The sequence below is a fragment of the Camelimonas sp. FR25 genome, assembly GCF_059740505.1.
In genome coordinates this window covers 20,196-43,909 of record NZ_JCAWFG010000037.1, presented here as the reverse complement: position 1 = coordinate 43,909, position 23,714 = coordinate 20,196, and the positions used below count along the sequence as shown (strand labels likewise).

The following is a 23,714-nucleotide window of genomic DNA, read 5'->3' as shown; positions in this document are numbered from 1 at the left end:
CATGCATCAGCCGCACGCATGACGCCAGTGGCTGACCAGCGCCAAGGCGCCGCCACAGGCCCAAACTGGTCGCGCCAGGGTCTGCCTGCTGGCCCAGGGCGTCGGCTTGACGGACGCGCGCATGGCGCCAGATGAACCCACACCCACGGGCGGCGACACGACCGCCCCGAACAGCAACGACGGGAGATACGCCAGATGAGCGAACTCGATTTTACCGGCAAGAACGTCCTCGTGGTGGGCGGCTCCAGCGGCATTGGCAATGGCATCGCCCAGGCCTTCCGCGCCAAGGGCGCCAATGTTTACGTCTGGGGCACCCGCGCCAACGCCAGCGACTATTCCATCGATGAGGGATGCGACCTGACCGGCCTGCACTATTCCCAGGTCGACGTGGCGGATTTCGCCGCCATCGAGGCGCACAAGGCGCCGTTTGAGACGCTCGACGTGCTGGTGCAGTCGCAGGGCTATGTCATCTACCGCCGCGGCGAGTTCCAGATGGATGGCTTCCAGAAGGTGATCGACATCAACCTCAACTCGCTGATGGCGATCAGCATGAAGTTCCACGGCATGCTGTCGGCGGCGAAGGGCTCGCTGATCATCATCAGCTCGACCTCGGCCTTCCACTCGACCAAGGGCAACCCGGCCTATAACGCCTCCAAGGCTGGCGCCGTCGGCCTGGTGCGCACCCTCGGCGAAGCCTGGGCGCCGGATGGCATCCGCGTCAATGGCATCGCGCCGGGCCTCGTCGACACCAAGATGACCAAGGTCACCACCGAGAACCCGCAGCGTCTGGAAGTCACCCTCAAGGGCATCCCGATGGGACGCCTCGGCCTGCCCGCCGATATGGGCGGCGTCGCCCTGTTCCTCGCCTCGCCGCTCGCCGCTTACGTTTGCGGCCAGTCGATTCCGGTGGACGGCGGCCTGATCCTCAACTGAGGCGACGCCCTGCTGTGGCGCCGCGTGTCAGCCCTGGCGGCGCCAGCCGCCCGGCAAGGCTGATGGCGCCAGATGGTTCAGCGGCGGGCATCTGGCGCTCCTGCGGCCAGCCAACCCGTCGTCGCCTCGGCGCTTTCGGATGGGCGGTGGGGGCGCCAGCCGCCATGCGCTGACAACGGCCCGGGTCGCGCCGGCGTCACCAGCAGCGCCACTGCGGTGTCGATAATATCGTCGATCGCCATCCGGCTGCGCCACCAGGCGGCGCTCTCGACCAGCTCGGCGGCGGCGCCTGGCTGGGCCGCCATATCCAGCGCCATCTCGCGCTCGGCCAGCGCCGAGACAATGTGCCCGAGCGCCGTATGAAACCGCTGTAGCAGGATGGTTTCGGAGAAACCAGGCAACAACTGGCGCAGATGGGCATAGCAGCGGCGACTGCCGGCGCTGCTGCGCCCTTCCAGCGGATTGTTGGCGAGATGGCGCTGATTGAGCCGGACGCCGGCAAGAAACCGCGCATAGCCCTCCAGCCGCTCATCGCTGTCACTGGCCACGCTGTCGACAAGAATGGCGACGATGGCGCGCACGCCCAGATTGCCGCCACTGCGCTCCAGCTCATCCAGCGCGGTGCGCCGGTAATCATCAATCGCCCGCGCCCCCTCCATCACCAGCTCGCGCACCAACGCATCCTTGGAGCCGAAGTAATAATGGATGGAGCCATTGTTGCGCGCCCCCGCTTCGGCCACAACTTCGCGCACAGACACGCCATTGACGCCACGTCGAGCAAACAATTTCCGCGACACACGACGAATACGCTCAGATGTGACGTCTGAAGCCATGCCAATATCCTTCAAAACGACTTAAGTAGGAAAACAATACGGCGAATCACTAATATCAAATCATTCAAGGACAGATTCGTTTTGTTGTCACCGCGCCTGTCTATTTAACCTATTTGGACGCTGACAGGGCCTGCCTTCCCGCGACAAGCTTAGGCCACACGTCAGCCAAGACGGTTTGACAGGGCGGCCAAGGGCCAGCCGCAACGCCAGGCGCGTCGGCGCGGCCTACCGACGTTCACTTTGTTTCGTAAGGGTCCGTCAATGTTTCGCGCACATAGACAGGACATGGTCACTGCAGCTTCCCTCATCCGGAACGCCGTCGCGCATGCGCGTCGCCTTCGCGGCTCCGTCAAGCACTGGTCCGCGGGCCGCCTGGCGGCGGCTGCGTTCGCCTCTGTCGCCGTCGCCGCCTGCGCCGCCGAACAGGCGCCGATGACGTTCGGCAAGATGACCGACGCCAGGCCGCATCCCGAGGTCGCCTCGGCGCTGAAACTGCCGGTGCATGGCATCGACGTCTCACGCTGGCAGGGCGATATCGACTGGCATCAGGTGCGCCGCGCCGGCGCCACCTTCGCCTTCATCAAGGCGACGGAAGGCGGCGACCACGAAGATCCGAAATTCCTGCAAAACTGGAACGGCGCGCGTGAAGCCGGCGTGTGGCGCGGCGCCTATCACTTCGTTTACTGGTGCCGCCCGGCGCATGAACAGGTGCAGTGGTTCATCCAGCACATTCCGCAGGATCCCGACGCGCTGCCGCCAGTGCTCGACGTGGAGTGGAACGGCCATTCCAAAACCTGCCCCAAGCGGGTGTCGCGTCAGGAAGCGCTGCAGATGATGGATGTGATGATCCGCGCGCTGGAGCAGCACACCGGCAAGCGCCCGGTGATCTACACCGACATCCCGTTCTTCCGCGACGTGCTGCAGGAGGGTGGCTTCGAGCAATATCCCCTGTGGATCCGCAGCACCGCCGCCGAGCCGCACATGCGCTATGACCGGCGCTGGTATTTCTGGCAGTACACCACCACCGGCCGCGTCCCGGGCATCAAGGGCGCCGTAGACCGCAACGCCTTCTTCGGCACCGCCGACATGTGGGACAAGTTCACCAAGGGCAAACTCTGAGGCCGGCGCCGGGGTTCTGGCGCCCGCTGGGAGTGACGCTGTTTGAGGCCGCAATCTTCAGGTTGCGGCCTTTTGTTTGGGCTGGTGCATGAGGGCGATGCGGCGGGCAAGTTTTGGCCGGCGCGAGTTGCGAGAAAAGACGTGGATGGTCGGGTCAAGCCCGACCATGACGGCGGTGGCGCAAACCACGTCGCGCATCAGTTGGTTTGGCAGCGCCGTGCGTCTCCTGCTCGCTCCACCACGCAGCAAATCTGGTCGCCGCCTTCCTACTCAATCAACCCTCACCATCACCCTCCACCCTCCACCCTCCACCGTCATGCCCGTGCTTGTCACGGGCATCCACGCTCTATGCCGCGTGGCGCTAGCCCCCCCTGGCCCCAGGCAGCCCCGCCCCCCCAAACAGCCCCGCCCCCAAGCAGCCCAATGGTTCAAGGCAGCCAAAGCCTCATCTCCGCTACCGCAGCGCAACGGCCGCCCGACGATCGCTCTTCATGCCCCCCAATGGCGCTTGCTCTCCCGCGCCCGACAGGCTGTACTGCGCCGTACCGCCCGCAAGCGTCGACAACGCGGTGAGGGCTGGCCGTGGCGCCAGCGGACACCGACGGCGATGCGTCAATCACAACAATCGGGCGGCAAGGGAGAGCACAGATGGCCTTGAGCAGCACGCCCGGTTTCAATTTCGGTCTGGGGGAGACGGCGGACCAGATCAGGGAGACCGTCGCCGCTTTCGCCCAGAATGAGATCGCGCCGCGCGCCGATGAGATTGACCGCAGCAACACCTTCGCCCGCGACCTGTGGCCGAAGCTCGGCGAACTCGGCCTGCTCGGCATGACGGTGGAGGAAGAATACGGCGGCACGGGCCTTGGCTATCTCGAGCATTGCATCGCCATGGAGGAGATCTCCCGCGCCTCGGCGTCGATTGGCCTGAGCTATGGCGCGCACTCCAACCTCTGCGTCAACCAGATCCGCCGTAACGGCACCGATGCGCAGAAGCGCAAATACCTGCCACAGCTGATGTCAGGCGCGCACGTCGGCGCGCTGGCCATGTCAGAAACCGGCGCGGGCTCGGACGTGGTGTCGCTGAAGCTGCGCGCTGAGCGCAAGGGCGACCGCTTTGTGCTCAATGGCTCCAAATTCTGGATCACCAACGGCCCGATCGCCGACACCCTGGTGGTCTATGGCCGCACCGACCCCAACGCCGGCCCGCGCGGCATCACCGCCTTCCTGATCGAGAAGACCATGAAGGGCTTCTCCACCGCCCAGAAGCTCGACAAACTCGGCATGCGCGGCTCGGACACCGGCGAGCTGATCTTTGAAGACTGTGAGGTGCCGGAAGACAATGTGCTCGGCCAGGTCGGACGCGGCGTCGAGGTGCTGATGAGCGGACTCGATTATGAGCGCGCCGTGCTGGCCGCAGGACCGCTCGGCATCATGCAGGCCTGCGTCGATGTGGTGATGCCCTATATCCACGACCGCCACCAGTTCGGCCAGCCGATCGGCACGTTCCAGCTCATTCAGGGCAAGGTCGCCGACATGTATGTGGCGCTCAACTCTTGCCGCGCCTATGTCTACGCGGTCGCCCGCTCCTGCGATCGCGGCGAGACCACCCGCGAGGATGCAGCCGGCGCGATCCTGCTCGCGGCGGAGAAAGCCACCCAGATGGCGCTCGACGCCATCCAGCTGCTCGGCGGCAATGGCTATATCAATGACTATCCCACCGGTCGGCTGCTGCGCGACGCCAAGCTCTATGAGATCGGCGCCGGCACCAGCGAAATCCGCCGCATGCTGATTGGCCGCGAGCTGTTCAACAAGACTGCCTGAGCATGTCCCATGCGGCGGACCGGAGAAGGCAGGGCGCCGCAGCGCGCCTCCTCCGGACTGTGGTCGTGCGCGCCTCGCCTGCGCCGCCAGGATCCCACACCTTGCCCCGCTTGCCCGCCGGCCGCCCGCCAGCGCCGGTGGGAACCTTTTGCCGCCGCCCCTGGTTGCCACAACGATGTCGGCGCGCCGGGCGGCGGCTGTCGCCCGCTGGCGGCGCCGCCCCTGCCACCGGCGCAGCAGGGAGATCACCATGAACAAACTCACATGGATTGCAGCGGTAGCCATGCTGGCGGCGGCGCCATCGCTGGCGCTGGCCCAGGGCGTGGTGCGTGGGGCCCAGCAGGGCTCTGACACAGGCGCCCGCACCGGTCACCGCATCGGCGGCCCGGTGGGCGGCGCGGTCGGCGGCGCGGTTGGCGGCGCGGCGGGCGCTGTCGGCGGCGGCGTGGTTGGCGGCGTCAAGGGCGTGCTCGGCGTGCCGCAGGACACCCGCGTCCGCCACGCGCCGCAGAAGCGCCGTCACTACCACCGGCAGCGGCATTATCGTCGCTAGGGATCAGGGGAGAGGCGCGTCGCGTGGCGCGCCTCTCTCAAGCCATTGCGTTTGGCCGGCGGCTTTCCACGCGCCGCGCGTCGGGACAGCCGTGTCACGATGTGACGGCAGCGCCAGCCCCGCCCCCAGCCGCCCTCGCCCTTTGCGCGCCAGCCGATTGGCCTTGAACGCGGCGGCGTCTATCATCACACGATTCAGCGTGGCGCATGTCAGGAGCCGCGCCCTGCCCGCCCCCCTGGCCTGCGCCGCCGCTGCAGCGCCCTGGCCCATTGCGGAATCGTGATTGTGACTCAACAAGTCCCCCCGAAAGACCCCTCACAACAGTTCGGGACCTCTGGCATTGAAGCGATGGAGCGCCCCGGCCTCGTCACCCGCCTGCTGATGGGCGTGGTCGAGCGGGTCGAGCGGCTCAATCTGCGATGCGCCAGGGTCGGCAATCCGCCGGTCTATGACAACGCCACCTTCCCGTGGGTGGCGGAGATCGAGCGCGAATGGCCGCTGATCCGCGCTGAGCTGGACAAGGTGCTGGCGCGCCAGTCCGAGCTGCCGAGCTTCCACGACCTGTCGCCGGACGTGAAAACCATTAGCGATGACAGCCGCTGGAAGACTTTCTTCCTCGCCGGCTATGGCCTGAAATCTGAGCGTAATATCGAACAGTGCCCGGAAACCTGGCGGATCATGCAGAAGATCCCTGGGCTGAAGACGGCGATGTTCTCGATCTTTGAGCCCGGCAAGCATCTGAAGCCGCATCGAGGCCCCTATAATGGCGTGCTGCGCCTGCATCTGGGGCTGATCGTGCCCGAGCCGCGCGACCGCCTGGCCATTCGCGTCGCCGACCAGGTTTGCCATTGGCAGGAAGGCAAGGCGCTGGTGTTCGACGACGCCTATGAGCATGAGGCGTGGAACCACACCGACAAGACCCGGGTGGTGCTGTTCGTCGATTTCGTCAAACCGTTGCGTTTCCCGGCCAATTTCTTCAACTGGCTGCTACTGAACGTCGCCGTCTTCACCCCCTTCATTCGCGAAGGCGCCGACAATCAGAAGGAGTGGGAGAAGAAATTCTACGCTCAGGCCGAGGCCATGCGGAACCGGCCGAAGACCTGAGCGCGCGAGGCCTGCTTCGTCCCGCGCGGCGTAGGCGCCAGGCGGCCAGGCTGGCGGGGCTGCGCCTCCCCGTCGGCGAGGCTGGTCTATCCGCAGCGCGCGAATTGTGCTCACGGCGCCTGAGCATGTCAGGATGCGGATGCGTCAGTATTTTCGCATCCTGGCATGACGCCAGCCCTGGCCAGATGTGCGACAGCCATGGGCGGAGCTTTCACCTGATCAATAAACGGCCCCGGTAAGCGTCATGCCGGCCGCCTGCCCCAACCACAACAACCGCTAACAATTGCTGAGGAAACCGCCATGCCCACGCCTCCCGAGAGCCGCCTTGAGAACGGTCAGATTGTCGTCCATGCCAATGGCGCAGCCATTCCGGCCATCGCCATCGGCACCTGGCAGTCCACCGACCAGGCCGGCGCGCTGGCGGTCGAGGAGGCGCTGCGCAGCGGCTACCGCCACATCGACACCGCCGCGATCTATGGCAATGAGGCCGAGGTTGGCGCTGGCATCCGCGCCGCAGGCGTCTCACGCGAGCAGTTCTTTCTGACCACCAAGGTGTGGCGGGAGAACATGAGCCGCGACGCAGTGCTGCGCTCAGCCGAAGAAAGCGTGGAGCGGCTCGGCGCCGGCCCGCTCGACCTGCTGCTGCTGCACTGGCCCAACCCGGATGTGCCGCTGGCGGAATCCCTCGCTGGTCTGGCTGCGGCGAAGCAGCAGGGCCTGACCCGCCATATCGGCCTGTCGAACTTCACCATCCCGCTCGTCGAGGAAGCGGTGCGCCTGTGCGAGGAGCCGCTGGTGACCAATCAGGTCGAGTATCACCCGCTTCTGAGCCAGCACCGGCTGATCGCCGCCTGCGCCGCCCATGGCCTGTCGGTGACAGCCTATTCGCCGCTGGGCCGCGGGACGCTGCTCGCCGATCCGGTGATCACCGCCATCGCCGCCAGCCATAGCCGCGAGCCGGTGCAGATTGTGCTGCGCTGGCTGGTGCAGCAGCCAGGGGTGATCGCGGCGCCGAAATCGGTGACGCCGCAACGCATTCGCAACAATCTCGCCGTGTTTGATTTCGAGCTGAGCGAGCTGGAGATGGCGCGCATCAGCAATCTCGCCCGCCCTGACGGCCGGCTGATTAACCCGTCCTTTGCCCCGGCATGGGATTAAGCCTTTGGCCATCCGGTGATGGCATGGCCGGGATGGCGCGGCCCAGGCGCTGACAATCTGTCGCCGGGCGAATGCGCTCCCACGGCTCACCATGTGGCCCGTGGGCGCGCCAGGCGTGGCCAGTGATGATGCGGCGTTGGCGGGGGCCAGCGCGGGGGAGGACACATGTTCTTTGTGCTGTCGAAGGTCCTGTGGTTTTTCCTGACGCCGTCTAACCTGCTCGTCACCCTGTGCGTGGCTGGCGTCGTGCTGCTGCTCATCGGCTGGCGGCGCACTGGCCTGACCTTCGCAGCGCTGGGCGCGCTGGGCCTGCTGATTTTTGGCTTCAGCCCAACGGCCAGGCTGCTGTTGCGACAGTTGGAAGATCGTTTTCCCGCGGTCGCCATGGATGATCCGCGACCTGTCGATGGCGTGATCATTCTCGGCGGCTCGGCCGAATTGCGGCGCGGCCAGATCAAGCTCAATGACGCCGCCGCCCGCACCACCACGGCGGTGGCCCTCGCCCGGCGCTATCCAGAGGCCCGTATCGTGTTTTCTGGAGGCGACGGCAATCTGGTCGGCGGGGTGGCAGGGGCCAGCGAGGCCGACGCCATGCGCCTTTTGTTGCGACAGATGGGGCTGGAGGGCGAGCGGGTGATCATCGAGGGCCGCTCACGCAACACGCGCGAGAACGCCGCCTTCACCCGCGACCTCGTGCAGCCCGGACGCGGCGAACGCTGGCTGCTGGTCACCTCAGCCTTTCACATGCCGCGCTCGGTGGCGGTGTTTCGGCATGAGCGCTTCCGCGTCACGCCCTACCCGGTCGACTTCCATAGCCGGGGCAGCGATCGCGACTGGCTACCGTTCAACGAAGCCGCCGAAGGCCTGCGCCTGACCGACCGGGTGGTGCGGGAATATATCGGCATCTTCGCCTATTGGCTCGCCGGCTACACCTCGGAGCTCTGGCCCGAGCCGCTGGAGTGACACAGCCATCGCCTGACTGGCGCCAGACCACGATGAGCATGACATATCGGGGTCTGGTCAAGCCCGTGCGGCGCCTGAGCATGTCAGGATGCGGCTGCGTCAGCATCGTCGCAGCCTGGCATGACATCGGCGGCGAGCCGCCCGCTCATCTGCGCGGATCATTCCGGGACCGGGAATCACACAGGCGCCGAATCGGCGCCTGTTCACACTGCGATCGTTGTTCACGCCGTGACCGCGCAGCCTTCACGGCTGGCGCTTCGGCGCAACGTGTCGGGCGGTCAGATCTCCCAGACGTCGAACTGCGGGCCACGACCGACGCGATACAGGCCGCGGAAGGTGTCCGGATCCGCAGGCTCGCCCTTGCGATAGATGATGACGCTGCCATCATGCGCCAGCTTCACCAGCGCGAGGCGCAGCGGCTGCATCAGCGGGCTCCAGCCTTCCGGGCGCGGGCCGCCGACCGCACGGGCGATCTCAGCCGGATCGATCAGCGCGTCGCCGCCCTTGCGCAGCATCTCGCGGGTCATTTCTTCCAGCGGCAAATGCACGCCGACGCCGCGGCGGCGCTGCGCCGGCGGCTTTTTTCCATTTGGATCGGTGGTTTCATCAGCCGACGCCTGAGAGGCTTTGGGCTGACCCTTGCCGGTTTTGCTGTTCGAGGTCATGGGCTGTCGATGCGCTACTGCATGCCTCGCGTCAAGGGCCTGACAGCACGGAGCTTTCAACGGCGCCCTCGTCCCGCCTGTCCTCATCTGCCGCAATGGCGTTCCGGGCGTCAGAATGGAACTGCCGTATCCATAAGGCCGCGACAACCGGCGCGGTGGTGGCGATCAGCGCCCATGGACCTATGAACCAGCCGAGATACGCCAATGCGAAAATAATTGCGCGCTGGCCACGGTTAAATTGGTGGCCCGCCGCAACGTTCATCGCCCCAGCCTTGCGCACATGGCGCTCGCCAACCTCACCAGATCCAGGCGGCGGCATGGCGCCGAGCAGAACCGCCGCATAGTTGAACAGCTGGTAAGACCAGGCGAAGCGAAAGAACGCATAGCCGAAAATCAGCACGAGGCCGATGATCTTGACCTCCCACACCAGGCGGTCCAGCGCCACTGCCAGCGGCAGATCAGCGACCACCCGCAATGCCTCGTCGGTCGAACGCAGAAAAGCTAGCGCGCCGCCCATCGCCAGCAATGATGTCGATGCAAAAAACGAGGCCCCATTCTGCAACGTGCCGATCAGGCTGGCGTCGAACACCCGCTGCTCGCGCGCGACAACCCGCGCCATCCACTCGTGGCGATAGCGGTTCATGCGCATGTTCAGGCTGCGTTGTGCGATCGGCCAGCGATCCACCGCCAGGCCATAGATCACCCACGCCGCCATAAACAACGCTAACGCCACACCATCGCCCACGCCGAATCCTGTCAGCATGCCCGCCCCCCCTGGTTTCCTCCGACAGCGCCCGGCGTTGTTCGCCGTGGCGCTAACGCCCTCGACAGTCTTGTGGCGGCACGCTGGCGGCGTTCATTGCGCAAGCCCATCTGGACAGGCTGGCCGCCGCGCCACATGCTGGCTGACACGAATGAACCCGGACGCCATGCCGCCGGAAGGGAGTGTCGCATGCCCCAGGATATTACGCTGGGCGTCAAGGCCATGGTCGCCGACGCCAACACGCGCATCAAGACCTTGTCAGTAGAAAACGCCCGCGCCCTGCTCGGCAAGGACGACGTTACTTTTGTCGACCTGCGCGATCCACGTGAAATTGAACGTGAAGGCAAAATCCCAGGCGCATTTTCCTGCACACGCGGCATGCTGGAATTCTGGATCGATCCGGCCAGCCCCTATTTCAAACCACAATTCGCCGAGGACAAGACCTTCGTGTTCTTCTGCGCCGGCGGCTGGCGCTCGGCGCTGGCGGCGGACACCGCCCAGAAAATGGGGCTGAAGCCCGTGGCGCATATCGATGGCGGCTTCGGCGCCTGGAAGAAGGCCGGCGCGCCTGTCGACAGCTGAGACGTGTAAGAGCGCGGTCAAGTCCTCGCGAGGGGCGCGGAGGCCCTCCGCGAGCACTCACGCCTTGCCCGCGCCAAGGCTGCGTCAGAAATTTTACCCAGGCAGTGCAATATGACCAATCAACCTACGGCAAAGTCGGCGCAACGCAGAGGGGCGACCGCCGCCGCCCTGGCGCTGGCCTTGGCTCTCGGCGCATGCGCAAGCAATTCTCCGCCCAGGACGCCGCTGCTATCGGCCACCGAGCCCAAGGTGCTTGAAAATCGGGAGAAGGCCATCGCGATCAGGGTCGCCAATTGGTCAGCGGCCAGACAACCGCGCGGCGCCCGGCGGCTTGGAGAAATTCGCAGCGCCACCATTTCGGGACCAAAACTGCAGCGTGGCGGCGATGTAGAGGCCTATTGTGTTGGGCTGAACGAATATTTCGAAACCCCGGACGCCTTGTTCCCCGACAAGGTGGACGCGAAGTACGGCCTGTACGTGCGGATTTTCCGTAAGGACAATTTGATATCGATTTCACGCCAGAATTTTTGCGAAGCAGAGCCTGACACCCGGCCCTTACCTTATGTGGTTGACGCGCGTCGCCTGCAACAGGCGCGTATGGATCGCATGCGCGAACAACTGGAGGCCGACACGGCGGCGGCGGCGCTCGCAGCCAGTCGCCCGGCGATCACGACGCCAGCTAAACGCAATACCAGGCCGTGAAGGTGCAGACGCAACCACGAACTGCACGGCTCGAGCGCCGCCAGCGCCCGACCTGAAGCCCATGCACCATGCTCATCAGGTTCGACTGTTGGCGGCAGAAACGGGCGCCCCCCGCCCCGGCCACGCCAGAAACGAAACAAGGCCCGACTTGCGCCGGGCCTTGTTTCACTCTCAGCAACTGGAGCGCCGCGCCGTCAGGGCGCGGCGGCCAGGACTGGATCAGGCGAACTCGAGGATGATCGCGTCGACGGCGAGGCTGTCGCCTTCCTTGGCGTGGATCTTCGAGATCGTGCCGTCGCGCTCGGCGCGCAGCACGTTTTCCATCTTCATGGCCTCGACCATGGCCAGCGGCTCGCCGGCCTTCACTTCCTGACCTTCGACCACATTGATGGCCTTGACCAGACCAGGCATCGGGCACAGCAGCTGCTTGGAGGTGTCGGCGGCGACCTTCTCCGGCATCAGCGCCGCCATGGCGGCCTCGTGCTGGGTGTAGACGCGGGCGTCGACCAGCGTGCCGGCATGGGCGATCTGGTAGCCATTAAGGATCGGACGGATCTGGGCGACGACTTCCTGGTCATCGATCATGCCCTGCCACACCGGCTCACCCGGGACCCAGTCGGCCTCGACGATGCGCGGCTGCTCCTCGTCGTCGAAGGAGATGATGACCTCATCTTCCTCGCCAGCGCTCACCAGGATCGGGAACGACTGGTCGCCGAGCACCGCGACGCGCTCATTCTCGAACTCCACGTCGATGACGCGGTCAAGCTGGCCGGTGATGGCGCGGCGACGCTCATTGTGCAGATTGTCGCAATAAGCCGCGATCACCGCGATCAGACGGGCGGTCTCACCTTCTGGCTGCGGGTTGACGAAGCCTTCCGGGAACTCCTCGGCGATGAAGCCGGTGGAGAGCTCGCCCGACTGCCAACGCGGATGCTGCATCAGCGTCGACAGGAACGGGATGTTGTGGCGGATGCCGTCGATGGCGAAGGCGTCAAGCGCCTGAGCCTGGGCCTGGATGGCCTGCAGACGGGTCGGCGCGTGCGTCACCAGCTTGGCGATCATCGGATCGTAATAGATCGAGATCTCGCCGCCCTCATAGACGCCGGTGTCGTTACGGACGATGACGCCCGACTCGTTCTCGCCTTCCTCCGGCGGACGATAGGTCACGAGGCGACCAGTCGACGGCAGGAAGTTACGGGTCGGATCTTCAGCGTAGATGCGGCTTTCGACAGCCCAGCCATCCAGCTTCACATCGGCCTGGGAGATGGCCAGCTTCTCGCCATAAGCGACGCGGATCATCTGCTCGACGAGGTCGATGCCGGTGATCATCTCGGTGACCGGATGCTCAACCTGCAGACGGGTGTTCATCTCGAGGAAGAAGAACGAGCGGTCCTGACCGGCGACGAACTCGACGGTGCCGGCGGAGTCGTAGTTCACGGCCTTGGCCAGCGCCACGGCCTGCTCGCCCATCAGGCGGCGGGTGGCTTCGTCGAGCAGCGGCGACGGCGCTTCCTCGATGACCTTCTGGTTACGGCGCTGGATCGAGCACTCGCGCTCGCCGAGGTAGACGACGTTGCCGTGCTTGTCGCCGAGAACCTGGATCTCGATGTGGCGCGGGTTGACGATGAACTTCTCAACGAAGACGCGGTCGTCGCCGAAGGACGAGGCGGCCTCGGAACGGGCGCGATCGAAGCCTTCCTTCACCTCATCGAGGCTGTAGGCGATGCGCATGCCCTTGCCGCCGCCGCCAGCGGAGGCCTTGATCATGACCGGGAAGCCGATCTCTTCGGCGATCTTGCCAGCCTGCTCGGCGGTCTCGATCACGCCGAGATAGCCCGGCACGGTGCTGACCTTGGCGGCGTTGGCGAATTTCTTCGACTCGATCTTGTCGCCCATGGCCTCAATGGCCTTGGGGTTCGGACCGATGAAGACGATGCCGGCGGCGGCCAGCGCTTCCGCGAAAGCGGCGCGCTCGGACAGGAAGCCATAGCCCGGATGCACCGCTTCGGCGCCCGTCGCCTTACAGGCGTCGATGATCTTCTCGATGATGAGGTACGACTGGGCGGCGGCCGGCGGACCGATGTGCACCGCTTCGTCAGCCATCTCGACATGGAGCGCGTCACGATCGGCGTCCGAATACACGGCGACGGTCTTGATGCCCATCCTGCGCGCGGTCTTGATGACGCGGCAGGCGATTTCTCCACGGTTGGCGATGAGGATCTTGCTGAACATGCCCCGCCCGTTTCCATTCCAAACTGTTGCGCTTCCCTGACGACGCATGACGCGTGACGCCCGCGGAGAACGCGAAGACCCAAGGGATGGAGCGCCTGCCTGGGCTGCCCAGACGTCGCTCTCATGGCCACAGCGCCCCCCTCGACGGAGCATGGCTGCAGCGTGAATTGAACTGGCGCAGGCCTCAACCCCGCCTGGGGGAGCTTGCGCCGACGGACGCCGGAGCGTCCACCGGTACGCCGGTCCAGAGCCCCTGCCCTGAACCGGCCGGTTCGTCTTACTTCAGCAGGTGGGCGATCGCGGCGCGCTCGCCTTCCAGCTCGTCGAGCGTGATCTTGATCCGCTCCTTCGAGAAGTCGTCGAAGCTCAGACCCTCAACCCGCTTGTAGTGGCCGTTCTCGCACACCACCGGCACGCCGAACATCACGCCTTCCGGAATGCCGTAGCTGCCATCGGACGGAATGCCCATCGACACCCATTTGCCATTGCTGCCCAGCACCCAGTCGCGGATGTGGTCGATGGCGGCGTTGGCGGCCGAAGCGGCGGACGACAGGCCGCGCGCCTCGATGATGGCGGCGCCGCGCTTGCCGACGAGCGGGATGAACTGCTCGCGGTTCCAGGCTTCATCATTGATGACGCCGGCGATCTTCTTGCCGCCCACCGTGGTCTCACGATAGTCGGGATACATGGTCGGCGAGTGGTTGCCCCACACGGCCAGCTTCTCGATGTCAGCCACCGGCACATTGGCCTTGGACGCCAGCATCGACAAAGCGCGGTTGTGATCCAGACGCAGCATGGCGCTGAAGGCTTCCGCCGGAAGATCCGGGGCCGACTTCATGGCGATGTAAGCGTTGGTGTTGGCCGGGTTGCCGACCACCAGCACCTTGACCGAGCGCTTGGCGACGTCGTTCAGGGCGCGGCCCTGCACGGTGAAGATCTCGGCGTTGGCGCTGAGCAGGTCGGCGCGCTCCATGCCAGGACCACGCGGACGGGCGCCGACGAGGATGGCGATGTCGGCGTCCTTGAACGCCACCTTCGGATCGTCGGTGATGGTGCAGCCGGCGAGCAGCGGGAAGGCGCAGTCCTCAAGCTCCATCACCACGCCGCGCACGGCGTTCTGCGCCTGCGGCAGGTCGAGCAGCTGCAGGTGGACCGGCTGGTCCTTGCCGAGAAGATCGCCATTGGCGATGCGGAACAGCAGTGCGTAACCAATCTGGCCTGCAGCGCCGGTCACGGCGACGCGCATGGGAGTCTTGCTCATGTTAGCTCCTTGAATGGAACGTCCGGGCGCTCATGGCGCTGCCGGACGCTGGTCGGCCCTATGGGTCATGACAACAACATCCTGGGCGCATCATGCGGCGTGTCCGCCGCAATCGCGCCCTGCCTGGGAGGGGCCGCCCCACGGTCCGGGACCACAGGCCGGCCATCGCCTCAGAGCGGAATGTTGTCGTGCTTCTTCCACGGCTGCTCCGCCTTCTTGGTGCGCAGCATGGCGAGCGCGCGCGACACCCGGCGACGGGTGGAGTGCGGCATGATCACTTCGTCGATGTAACCGCGCTCGGCGGCGACGAACGGCGAGAGGAAACGCTCTTCGTATTCGGCGGTGCGGGCGGCGATCTTGTCGGCGTCGCCGATATCCTGACGGAAGATGATCTCCACCGCGCCCTTGGCGCCCATCACGGCGATCTGGGCCGTCGGCCAAGCGTAGTTCACGTCAGCACCGATGTGCTTGGACGCCATCACGTCATACGCGCCGCCGAAGGCCTTGCGGGTGATGATGGTGACCAGCGGCACGGTGGCCTGGCTGTACGCGAACAGCAGCTTGGCGCCGTGCTTGATCAGGCCGCCGTATTCCTGCGCCGTGCCAGGCAGGAAGCCCGGAACGTCGACGAAGGTGACGATCGGAATGTCGAAGCTGTCGCAATAGCGCACGAAGCGGGCGGCCTTGCGCGAGGCGTCAGAGTCGAGCACGCCGGCCAGAACCATCGGCTGGTTGGCGACGACGCCGACCGTACGACCCTCAACGCGGGCGAAACCGGTGATGATGTTCTTCGCGTAGGCTTCCTGGATCTCGAAGAAATCGCCCTCGTCGACGACCTTCAGGATCAGCTCCTTCATGTCGTACGGCTTGTTCGGATTTTCCGGGATCAGCGTGTCGAGCGAATTGTCGAGGCGGGTCGGATCGTCGAAGCTGGGCAGCTCCGGCACGCCGTCGGTGTTGTTCGACGGCAGGAAGTCGATCAGACGACGGACCTGCAGCATGGCCTCCACGTCGTTGTCCCACGAACCGTCAGCGACGGAGGACTTCGAGGTGTGGACCTTGGCGCCGCCGAGCTCTTCGGAGGTCACGGTCTCATTGGTGACGGTCTTCACCACATCCGGGCCAGTCACGAACATATAGGACGTGTCGCGGACCATGAAGATGAAGTCGGTCATCGCCGGCGAGTACACGTCGCCGCCAGCGCATGGGCCCATGATCACCGAGATCTGCGGGATCACGCCCGAGGCCATCACGTTGCGCTTGAACACTTCGCCATAGCCGCCGAGGGCTGCGACGCCCTCCTGGATGCGGGCGCCGCCAGCATCGAAAAGGCCGATGATCGGCGCGCGCATTTTCAGCGCCATGTCCTGGATCTTGACCATCTTGGCGGCGTGCGTCTCGGACAGCGAGCCGCCGAACACGGTGAAGTCCTTGGCGAACAAGAAGACGGTGCGACCATTGACGGTGCCCCAGCCGGTGACGACGCCATCGCCCGGGATCTTGGTCTGATCCTGCATGCCGAAGTCGACGCAGCGGTGCTGCACGAACATGTCGAACTCTTCGAACGACCCAGCGTCCAACAGGAGTTCAATGCGCTCGCGCGCGGTGAGCTTACCGCGACCGTGCTGCGCCTCGATGCGCTTCTGACCGCCGCCGAGCCGCGCTGCGGCGCGACGCTCCTCCAGCGCCTCGAGAATATTCTTCATTCTGCTCCCCCGCGATCGGATTGCCGAAAACTGGCTGCTCCCTAACACTCAACTAAACGATTAGGAAGCGTCTTCCACAACAAAGGTTCATCTGCCCGTCATCGCGCCAAGCCAAGGCGACGACAACGGAATTCACTCTGGCATGCCCGCACGGCAGGCAGCGGCCGCCGCAGAAAAGTCTGCAAAACGCCGCGCCCTGCGCGCCTGCGCCTCAGGGTCGTCGCCCCAACGGGCGATCTGGTGATCCTCATCCACATGCGCCGCCGCCCATGCGTCAGCGACGCTGAGCCGGCCATCGCGCACCGCCAGCGCCAGGATCAGCGAGCCGGCCAGCGAGGTCATTACATGCAGGCCGGCGATGACGAAGGGGTGGTCGACGGCGCGCGCCGCCGCCTCGGCCGCTGCCAGCGTCGCCGCTGGCTGCTGCACATGCATCACCCCTTCGGCCAATGCGAAGCGGGCGCCATAGCGCTCATCCATCCACGCCAGCAGCGGGTCCCAGAGTTGCGTCTGGCGCAGGGCGAGGCTCTCTGGCTCGGCGGCGCGGTAGCACAAAAGATCCGTGCCCGCGTAACGGATGATCTCGGCCAGCACCGGCTCATGATCCGGCGCCACGGCGTCGAGCGCGGCGAAGGCCATGCGCGTCACCGGCATGGTCGCCGGATTGATCTCGGTGTGCTGGGCGTCCCATTCGGCGGCGATCTGCTCCGCCAGCGCCTGCGTCGGCGCCGTCAGCAGGCGCCGGCCCGAGGTGCGGGCCTGGCGGCCATCAAGACGGATCGAGAAGGCGCCGTCGTCCTCCGCCTGCACCGTCACCGCCTTGTAGAAGCGCTTGGGCAGCACCGGCAGCATCGCCTTCTGGCTGAGGCGGATCGGATCACCGCCATCTGGCGCGCGAAAACTCATCTGTCTTCCTCATTTGTTCTTAGGCGTCCAGCGTCTGGCCTGGCGCTGCAGGCGCTGTCAGCCAACCAGATGTGAGTGCGGCGGACGTTAACGCCACGCGCCCGTCCGCCCGCAAACCGGCGATCATTCAATTACTTGACCACGCTGACGCAAGCGACCAGACGACGCGTCACTCTTCCGGCGATTCAACGATCGGGTCGTAGCGCGACGCATCGAAGCCGAGCAGGTTCCACGTCTGCGCCATGTGCGGCGGCAGCGGCGCGGTGACATCGATCGGCCTGCCGTCGCGCGGATGCGGGATGATGATGCGGCGGGCCAGGAGGTGCAGCTTCTTCTGGATGCCGCCTGGGACCTCCCAGTTCTCGACGTTGAAATATTTCGGATCGCCGACGATGGGATGGCCCATATGCGCCGTGTGGACGCGCAGCTGGTGGGTGCGCCCGGTCACCGGCTTCAGCGACACCCACGACATTTTCTGGGCCGAGTTTTCCACCAGAGCGTAATAGGTGACGGCGTGGCTGGCGCCGTCATCGCCATGCCGGGCGACGCCCATGCGCGAATCGCCGCTCTCAGGATCTTCTTCCTTGGCGATATAGGTCGAGATGCGGCCCTGCTTGACGCGCGGCACGCCGGCGACCAGCGCCCAGTAAATCTTGCGGGTGACGCGCGACTTGAAGCTCTTGCCCAGCGTCGCCGCCGCCAGACGGGTCTTGGCGATGACGAGGCAGCCCGCCGTGTCCTTGTCGAGCCGGTGCACCAGGCGCGGCTTCTGCCCGGCCTTGTCGCGCATCGATTCGAGCATGCCGTCGACATGGCGATAGGTGCCGGAGCCGCCCTGCACCGCCAGGCCCATGGGCTTGTTCAGCACCATCAGATCCTTGTCCTCATAGAGGATCAGCGAGCGCAGATAGGTCGCGTCATCCTCATCCTGTCGCGGGGTGCGGCCGGTGGGACGGGCCTCGGTGAGCTTGAGCGGCGGGATGCGCACGCTCTGGCCCGCTTTCAGCCGGTCGTTCGGCTTGACGCGGCCGCCATCGACCCGAAGCTCACCCTTGCGGACGATGCGCTGGATGTGGGTGAAGGCCAGCTGCGGGAAGCGCGCCGTCAGGAAACGGTCGAGCCGCATGTCGGTCTCGTCCGGCTCCACCACCAGGGTCTGGACGCCGGTGGCCAGCGCTTCGGTCGTGCTGGCGTTCAGGCGGGCCCGCGTCCCTGGCGCTGCGGTGGGCTTGGCCTCCCGGCGCGCCGTCGCGCGCTCGCGCGGCTGGCTGTCGCGAGCTTGGCTCTCGTGGGTCTGGCTGTCGCGGGGCTGGCGCTCGCGCGGCTGACGCTTCGCCGTCGCCACCGGCTCGTCCTGCTCATCGTCGTCGTCATCAGCTTGGAAACCAGCGCCAGAGGCCGCCTCGGCCTCAATCGCCGCCCAGTCGATGTCGTCCTCGCCCTCGTCGACGCCGCTGTCCCACAGATCGCCCCAATCGGCGTCGGCGGTCTGGATCTCCTCCAGCTTCGGCGCCTTCTCGGCGGCAGGGTTCCAGCCTGGCCGGGCATAGCCCTCATCGCGACGCGGCCCTCGCCCGGCGCCCTTGCCAGCCCCCTTGCCAGTCCCCTTGCCTGCTGCCTTGCCAGAAGCTTTGCCTGCGGCGCCGCCGCGCAATTCTTCCTTGCGCACAAAACGTCCCGCCGCCGGGTCATAGGTCGGCTTGCGCGGCCCCGCCGCTTTGGCCGGGCGCGGACCAAAGCCGCCGCCTGGCCCACCGCCCTGGCGCGGGCCCTTGCCAAATCCGCCGCCAGACTTGCGCCCGGTCGCCTGGTCGCCAGACGCCGCCTCACCGCTGCGGGCGGCGGCGCCAAAGCCGCTGCGCTTGCGCGAATTGGCGAACCAGTCGTCATCAGCGGCGCCGCTGCCGGTGTTCTGCACCTCGGCAGGCGGGGCACGATGGCCCTGACGCTCGTCGCGGCGCTCAACATGCTTGCCAGGCCTGAAGGACGGCGCATGCGCCCCGCCTGGCCTTGACCTTTGAGGCCTTGCGCCGTCGGGCCGGGCGCCGCCAGTCCTGAATCCGCCGGGCTTGCCCCCGCGTCCGCCATTGCGGTTGCCAGTATCGCGGGTCATGCCAGGCTCCTCATCACTGCAAGTCCGACCGCCAGACCCACAACGCCACATATCAAGGACCCGAGAACGTAAGCCAGAGCGGCGGCGATATCGCCCCGCTGCCACAGCATCACCGCCTCGAGTGAAAAGGTTGAAAACGTCGTATAGCCGCCCAGCACGCCCGTCGCCAGAAACAGCCGCAGCTGATGCGACGCGCCATCGGGACGCAGCGCCAGCCAGCCGATCAGCAGGCCCATCACCAGCGAGCCGCTGACATTGATCAGCATGGTTCCCCAGGGAAAGCCATGGCCAAGCGCCCGCAAGGTCACAACGCCCGCGACATGTCGCAGGACGCCGCCAAGCCCGGCCCCGACAAATACCAGCGCGAGTGAAAGCATGCCACGGACCACACGCGGCGAAGGCCGAACCATCCAGCATTCGCCGCGCCCCGAAAGCCGAGCACATACACCCATGGCGGTCCCTGGCGCAAATCCTGCGCCATCCGCCCTGGCGTCCGGCGCGGAAGACCCAGGCGCGAGTAGCACTGTCGCGACGGACCTTGGAGAGACAAGCCAGAGCGAAACCCGCCCTGCCCTGACCGCCAGACCTCAGGGGGACCGCCGCCCGGCGACTTCCCGGCGGCCACAGCGGCGGCTCAGCGATCCATCATAACTCGCTCAGCCCAGGCTCACGCCCCAGCCTGCCGCTGCCGGGCCAGGTCAATATACCAGGCGAAGCTGTCGGGATTGGCCATGGCGTCGCGATTGATCAGCCCTTCCGGCGGATGGCCGAGCAGCAGCCGCTTCACCGGCACCTCCAGCTTCTTGCCCGACAGGGTGTAAGGCACGGCAGGCGCCTCTACGATGGCGTTGGGCACATGTCGGGCCGACAGTTGCTGGCGAATGCGGGCGTTCACGGCGGCGCGCAGGGCGTCGTCAATGACGTGACCCTCTTTGGGCACAACGAACAGATACAGGAACGATTCCCGCCCCAGGAACTCCAGATCGACCACCATGGCGTCGGCGATCGCCGGGAATTCATCAACAATGCGGTAGAATTCGCTGGTGCCCATGCGGATGCCGTGGCGATTGATGGTGGCGTCGGAGCGGCCATAGATCACCGCGCCGCCGCCCTCGGTAATGCGCAGCCAGTCGCCATGGCGCCAGACGCCGGGATAGACGTCGAAATAGCTGTCGAGATAGCGCCTGTTGCCCGGATCGTTCCAGAAATACAGCGGCATGGACGGGATCGGCGCCGTGCACACCAACTCGCCCACCGCATCGATCAGCAACTTGCCCTCCGGATCCCACGCCTCAACCTTGTGCCCCAGCGCCCGGCACTGCATCTCGCCGGCATAGACCGGCAGCGTCGGCGCGCCGCAGATAAACGCCCCGGCGAAATCGGTGCCGCCTGAAATCGGCGACAGCCAGATATCGTCACGGACGTTCTCATAGATCCAGGCGTAGGCCTCCGCCGACAGCGGCGAGCCCGTCGACGACATGGCGCGCAGGGACGACAGATCGGCGAAGTCGCGCGGCCTGAGGCCGGCCTTGGCGCAATTGCCGTAATAGGCCGCGCCGCAGCCGAAAATCGTCACCTTGGCCTTCTCGATAAAGCGCCACAGCACGCCAAGATCCGGCCAGGCCGGGTTGCCGTCATACAGCGCGATGGCCGAGCCCGCCGCCATGGCCGCCACCTGGGCGTTCCACATGATCCAGCCTGAGGAGGTGAACCATTGCGTGGTGTCGCCTGGCCCCATGTCGCAATGGAGCGACTGCATCAGCAGCATTTCCACGGTGATGCCGGCATGGCCATGGACGATCGGCTTGGGCAGGCCCGTGGTGCCCGAGGAATAGACCACCCACAGCGGATGATCGGCGTCGACGGCGACCGGCGCCGCCTGCTGCGGATTGGCGATAAGCGTGCGCCAGTCATGCGCATTGGGGAAACGCGCCCGGTCGACCTCAGCCTGAAGGCGCGGCAGGATCACCAGCTGCTCTAGCCCTGGCAGCGCCTCAAGCAATTCGGCGATGACGTCCTGACGATCAAACGGCTTGCCGGCGTAGGCATAGCCATCGGCGCAGATCAGCACCTTGGGGTCGATCTGGCGGAAGCGGTCGAGCACCGCGCTCTTGCCCATGTCGGAGGAGCACAGCGACCACACAGCCCCGAGGCTGGCGACGGCGAGGAAGCTGACGATGGTCTCCGGGATATTGGGCAGCACCGCCACCACCCGGTCGCCAGGACCGACGCCGAACGCCTGCAAGGAGGCGGCCATGGCGCCGACCTGCCGGCGCAGTTCGCCCCAGCCCAGCTCGTGCAACGCGCCGTCCTCGGACGCCGAGACGATGGCGCGGACATCCGGATCATCCATATGATGCCGCAGCACGTGATCGGCGTAATTGAGCCGCGCGCCCTGGAACCAGCGGGCGCCGGGCATGTCGTGGCCCGACAGCACCTGGGTATAGGGCGTCTCGCTGCGGATCTCGAAATAGTCCCACACCGCGGCCCAGAAGCGTTCGAGATTGTCGACCGACCACTGCCACAGCGCCGGATAGTCGACGAAGCTGACGCCTTCCCGCTGCTCCAGCCAGCGGGTGAAACGGGTGATGCGGGCGTTGTCGATATCCGCCTCAGACGGGCTCCACAGCAGCTTCGGCTCAAGGGTCGCGCCGCTGGCGCTGGCTGCGTCGGTGCTCTGGCTGGTGCTGCCGCTCATGTCCACTCCCTGGCGTCGGCCCTTCCGCTGGGGCTGACCGTGTTATTGGATGCTCTTGCTGGCGGGCCAGATTAGTGGCCCGCAGCGGAAACGCCAGCCTGCGTCTGGCGGCGCAACTGATTGGACAGCGCCTGCGCGGGGCCATTTCTAGCCCAAGCACGCGCGGACCGGGTCAATCGGCGTCGTCGCGGCGCGCCCGGCGCTCCCGGCGCAGCTTTTCCCAATAGTCGAGCCGCTTGCCGATATCCCGCTCAAAGCCCCGCTGCGTCGGCGTATAAAACTGGCGGCGCCCCAGCTTCTGCGGCCAGTAATCCTGGCCGGAGAAGGCGTCTGGCTGGTCATGATCATATTGATAATCAGAGCCATAGCCCTCAGACTTCATCAGTTTTGTCGGGGCGTTGAGGATGGTCTTTGGCGGCGACAGGGAGCCGCCGTCGCGGGCGGCGGCGCGGGCGGCGGCCAGCGCCAGATAGACCGCGTTGGATTTGGGCGCGGTGGCCAGATAGACCACGGCGTTGGCCAGCGCCAGAAAGCCCTCGGGCGCGCCGAGGAATTCAAACGCCTCCTTGGCGGCGTTGGCGGTGACCAGGGCCTGGGGATCGGCGAGGCCAATATCCTCCACCGCCATCACCACCAGCCGCCGGGCGATGAAAAGCGGGTCCTCGCCAGCCTCGACCATGCGGGCGAAATAATACAGCGCCGCGTCCGGATCGGAGCCGCGCACGCATTTATGTAGCGCCGAGATCAGATTGTAATGGCCATCCTGACCCTTGTCGTAGAGCGGGGCCCGGCGCTGCACCACGGCCACCAGCCGCGCCGGATCGAACACCTCGTCTGGCCGCGCCGAGCGCCACACCTCTTCGGCCAGGGTCAGCGCGGCGCGGCCATCGCCATCGGCCATGCCGACCAGGGTCGCCCGGGCGTCGTCGGTCAGCGGCAGCGGCTTTTGCTCGATGCTTTCGGCCCTTGCGAGCAAACCATGAATCGCCGTCTCATCCAGGGCGTGGAACACCAGCACCCGCGCCCTCGACAGAAGCGCGGCGTTGAGCTCGAACGACGGGTTCTCGGTGGTGGCGCCCACAAGGGTGATGACGCCATCCTCCATCACCGGCAAAAACGCATCGAGCTGGGCGCGGTTGAAGCGGTGGATCTCGTCGACGAACAGCAAGGTGCGACGCCCGGCGGCGCGGTGCATGCGCGCCGCCTCAAACACCTTCTTCAGATCTGCGACGCCCGAGAAAATGGCGGAGATCTGCTCGAAGCGCAGATCGGTGTGGCCGGCGAGCAGCCGGGCCACCGTGGTCTTGCCAGTGCCAGGCGGCCCCCAGAAGATCAGCGAGCCGAGCGAGCCGGACGCGAGCATGCGCGTCAGCGCCCCCTCCGGCCCCACCAGATGCTGCTGGCCGATCACCTCATCGAGCGCGCGCGGCCGCAGCCGGTCAGCCAGCGGGCGACCGGCCAGATCAGCGCGCCCGTCGCCAGCTTTATCGCCATCTTGCCCGCCATCTTGCCCGACCCCTGGCTCCATGCCTGAAAACAGATCACCCATGATCGCTCGCTCGCGTCTGTCAGCCGCCAATGGCGCGGCCATCAACCTGCGAC

Annotated in this window: 20 protein-coding genes; 9 read left to right on the top strand and 11 right to left on the bottom strand. The window is 66.0% G+C overall.

The window, feature by feature from the left end; all coding sequences use genetic code 11:
* Nucleotides 1-195: 195 nt before the first annotated feature.
* Entirely contained in the window at nucleotides 196-933 is a 738-nt protein-coding gene (locus AC6A67_RS05285) for an SDR family NAD(P)-dependent oxidoreductase (RefSeq protein ID WP_498035511.1), read from the top strand.
* Nucleotides 934-1,010: 77 nt separating this feature from the next.
* On the opposite strand, the gene AC6A67_RS05280 is transcribed toward AC6A67_RS05285, so the two are convergent.
* Nucleotides 1,011-1,766: a TetR/AcrR family transcriptional regulator gene (locus tag AC6A67_RS05280; RefSeq protein WP_498035510.1), complete on the bottom strand. Its 756-nt coding sequence runs from the start codon at nucleotides 1,764-1,766 to the stop codon at nucleotides 1,011-1,013.
* Between the two features lie 285 nt (nucleotides 1,767-2,051).
* Between AC6A67_RS05280 and AC6A67_RS05275 the strand changes: the two genes are divergently transcribed.
* The 6 genes from AC6A67_RS05275 to AC6A67_RS05250 all read left to right on the top strand — a co-directional run bounded on the left by AC6A67_RS05275 (nucleotide 2,052) and on the right by AC6A67_RS05250 (nucleotide 8,484).
* Nucleotides 2,052-2,885, top strand: coding sequence for a glycoside hydrolase family 25 protein (locus AC6A67_RS05275; RefSeq protein WP_498035509.1), 834 nt, complete (start codon nucleotides 2,052-2,054; stop codon nucleotides 2,883-2,885).
* A gap of 648 nt (nucleotides 2,886-3,533) precedes the next feature.
* Entirely contained in the window at nucleotides 3,534-4,706 is a 1,173-nt protein-coding gene (locus AC6A67_RS05270) for an isovaleryl-CoA dehydrogenase (RefSeq protein WP_498035508.1), read from the top strand.
* A 250-nt stretch (nucleotides 4,707-4,956) separates the two neighbouring features.
* Nucleotides 4,957-5,259, top strand: a complete 303-nt coding sequence (locus tag AC6A67_RS05265) for a hypothetical protein (protein ID WP_498035507.1) — start codon at nucleotides 4,957-4,959, stop codon at nucleotides 5,257-5,259.
* A 285-nt stretch (nucleotides 5,260-5,544) separates the two neighbouring features.
* The gene (olsC, locus tag AC6A67_RS05260; RefSeq protein WP_498035506.1) at nucleotides 5,545-6,363 is read left to right on the top strand and encodes an ornithine lipid ester-linked acyl 2-hydroxylase OlsC; all 819 of its coding nucleotides are present in this window, start codon (nucleotides 5,545-5,547) and stop codon (nucleotides 6,361-6,363) included.
* A 300-nt stretch (nucleotides 6,364-6,663) separates the two neighbouring features.
* Entirely contained in the window at nucleotides 6,664-7,521 is an 858-nt protein-coding gene (locus AC6A67_RS05255) for an aldo/keto reductase (RefSeq protein ID WP_498035505.1), read from the top strand.
* A 165-nt stretch (nucleotides 7,522-7,686) separates the two neighbouring features.
* Entirely contained in the window at nucleotides 7,687-8,484 is a 798-nt protein-coding gene (locus tag AC6A67_RS05250) for a YdcF family protein (RefSeq protein WP_498035504.1), read from the top strand.
* 278 nt (nucleotides 8,485-8,762) lie between these two features.
* Here the strand turns inward: AC6A67_RS05250 and AC6A67_RS05245 are convergent, their stop codons facing one another.
* Nucleotides 8,763-9,149, bottom strand: a complete 387-nt coding sequence (locus AC6A67_RS05245) for a DUF3253 domain-containing protein (RefSeq protein ID WP_498035503.1) — start codon at nucleotides 9,147-9,149, stop codon at nucleotides 8,763-8,765.
* A 31-nt stretch (nucleotides 9,150-9,180) separates the two neighbouring features.
* Nucleotides 9,181-9,912: a DUF599 domain-containing protein gene (locus AC6A67_RS05240; RefSeq protein ID WP_498035502.1), complete on the bottom strand. Its 732-nt coding sequence runs from the start codon at nucleotides 9,910-9,912 to the stop codon at nucleotides 9,181-9,183.
* A 189-nt stretch (nucleotides 9,913-10,101) separates the two neighbouring features.
* Between AC6A67_RS05240 and AC6A67_RS05235 the strand changes: the two genes are divergently transcribed.
* Together AC6A67_RS05235 and AC6A67_RS05230 are read left to right on the top strand one after the other, a co-directional pair.
* Nucleotides 10,102-10,494, top strand: a complete 393-nt coding sequence (locus tag AC6A67_RS05235) for a rhodanese-like domain-containing protein (RefSeq protein ID WP_498035501.1) — start codon at nucleotides 10,102-10,104, stop codon at nucleotides 10,492-10,494.
* Between the two features lie 111 nt (nucleotides 10,495-10,605).
* Nucleotides 10,606-11,196, top strand: a complete 591-nt coding sequence (locus tag AC6A67_RS05230; protein WP_498035500.1) for a hypothetical protein — start codon at nucleotides 10,606-10,608, stop codon at nucleotides 11,194-11,196.
* Nucleotides 11,197-11,415: 219 nt separating this feature from the next.
* Here AC6A67_RS05230 and AC6A67_RS05225 read toward each other — a convergent pair whose 3' ends face one another.
* The 8 genes from AC6A67_RS05225 to AC6A67_RS05190 all read right to left on the bottom strand — a co-directional run bounded on the left by AC6A67_RS05225 (nucleotide 11,416) and on the right by AC6A67_RS05190 (nucleotide 23,661).
* Complete coding sequence (locus AC6A67_RS05225) at nucleotides 11,416-13,428, bottom strand: acetyl-CoA carboxylase biotin carboxylase subunit (RefSeq protein WP_498035499.1); 2,013 nt, start codon at nucleotides 13,426-13,428, stop codon at nucleotides 11,416-11,418.
* Nucleotides 13,429-13,705: 277 nt separating this feature from the next.
* The gene (locus AC6A67_RS05220; RefSeq protein WP_498035498.1) at nucleotides 13,706-14,689 is read right to left on the bottom strand and encodes a malate dehydrogenase; all 984 of its coding nucleotides are present in this window, start codon (nucleotides 14,687-14,689) and stop codon (nucleotides 13,706-13,708) included.
* A gap of 170 nt (nucleotides 14,690-14,859) precedes the next feature.
* Nucleotides 14,860-16,395, bottom strand: coding sequence for an acyl-CoA carboxylase subunit beta (locus AC6A67_RS05215; RefSeq protein WP_498035497.1), 1,536 nt, complete (start codon nucleotides 16,393-16,395; stop codon nucleotides 14,860-14,862).
* Between the two features lie 132 nt (nucleotides 16,396-16,527).
* Nucleotides 16,528-17,301, bottom strand: a complete 774-nt coding sequence (locus AC6A67_RS05210; protein WP_498035496.1) for an ATP12 family chaperone protein — start codon at nucleotides 17,299-17,301, stop codon at nucleotides 16,528-16,530.
* A 169-nt stretch (nucleotides 17,302-17,470) separates the two neighbouring features.
* Nucleotides 17,471-18,955 carry an RluA family pseudouridine synthase gene (locus AC6A67_RS05205; RefSeq protein WP_498035530.1) on the bottom strand — a complete coding sequence of 495 codons (1,485 nt, stop codon included), beginning with the start codon at nucleotides 18,953-18,955 and terminating at the stop codon, nucleotides 17,471-17,473.
* A gap of 455 nt (nucleotides 18,956-19,410) precedes the next feature.
* Nucleotides 19,411-19,791: a fluoride efflux transporter CrcB gene (gene crcB, locus AC6A67_RS05200; RefSeq protein ID WP_498035495.1), complete on the bottom strand. Its 381-nt coding sequence runs from the start codon at nucleotides 19,789-19,791 to the stop codon at nucleotides 19,411-19,413.
* A gap of 290 nt (nucleotides 19,792-20,081) precedes the next feature.
* Entirely contained in the window at nucleotides 20,082-22,112 is a 2,031-nt protein-coding gene (locus AC6A67_RS05195) for an acetoacetate--CoA ligase (RefSeq protein WP_498035494.1), read from the bottom strand.
* A 172-nt stretch (nucleotides 22,113-22,284) separates the two neighbouring features.
* On the bottom strand, nucleotides 22,285-23,661 hold the full coding sequence (locus tag AC6A67_RS05190) for a replication-associated recombination protein A (protein ID WP_498035493.1): 1,377 nt from the start codon (nucleotides 23,659-23,661) through the stop codon (nucleotides 22,285-22,287).
* Between the last annotated feature and the right edge of the window lie 53 nt (nucleotides 23,662-23,714).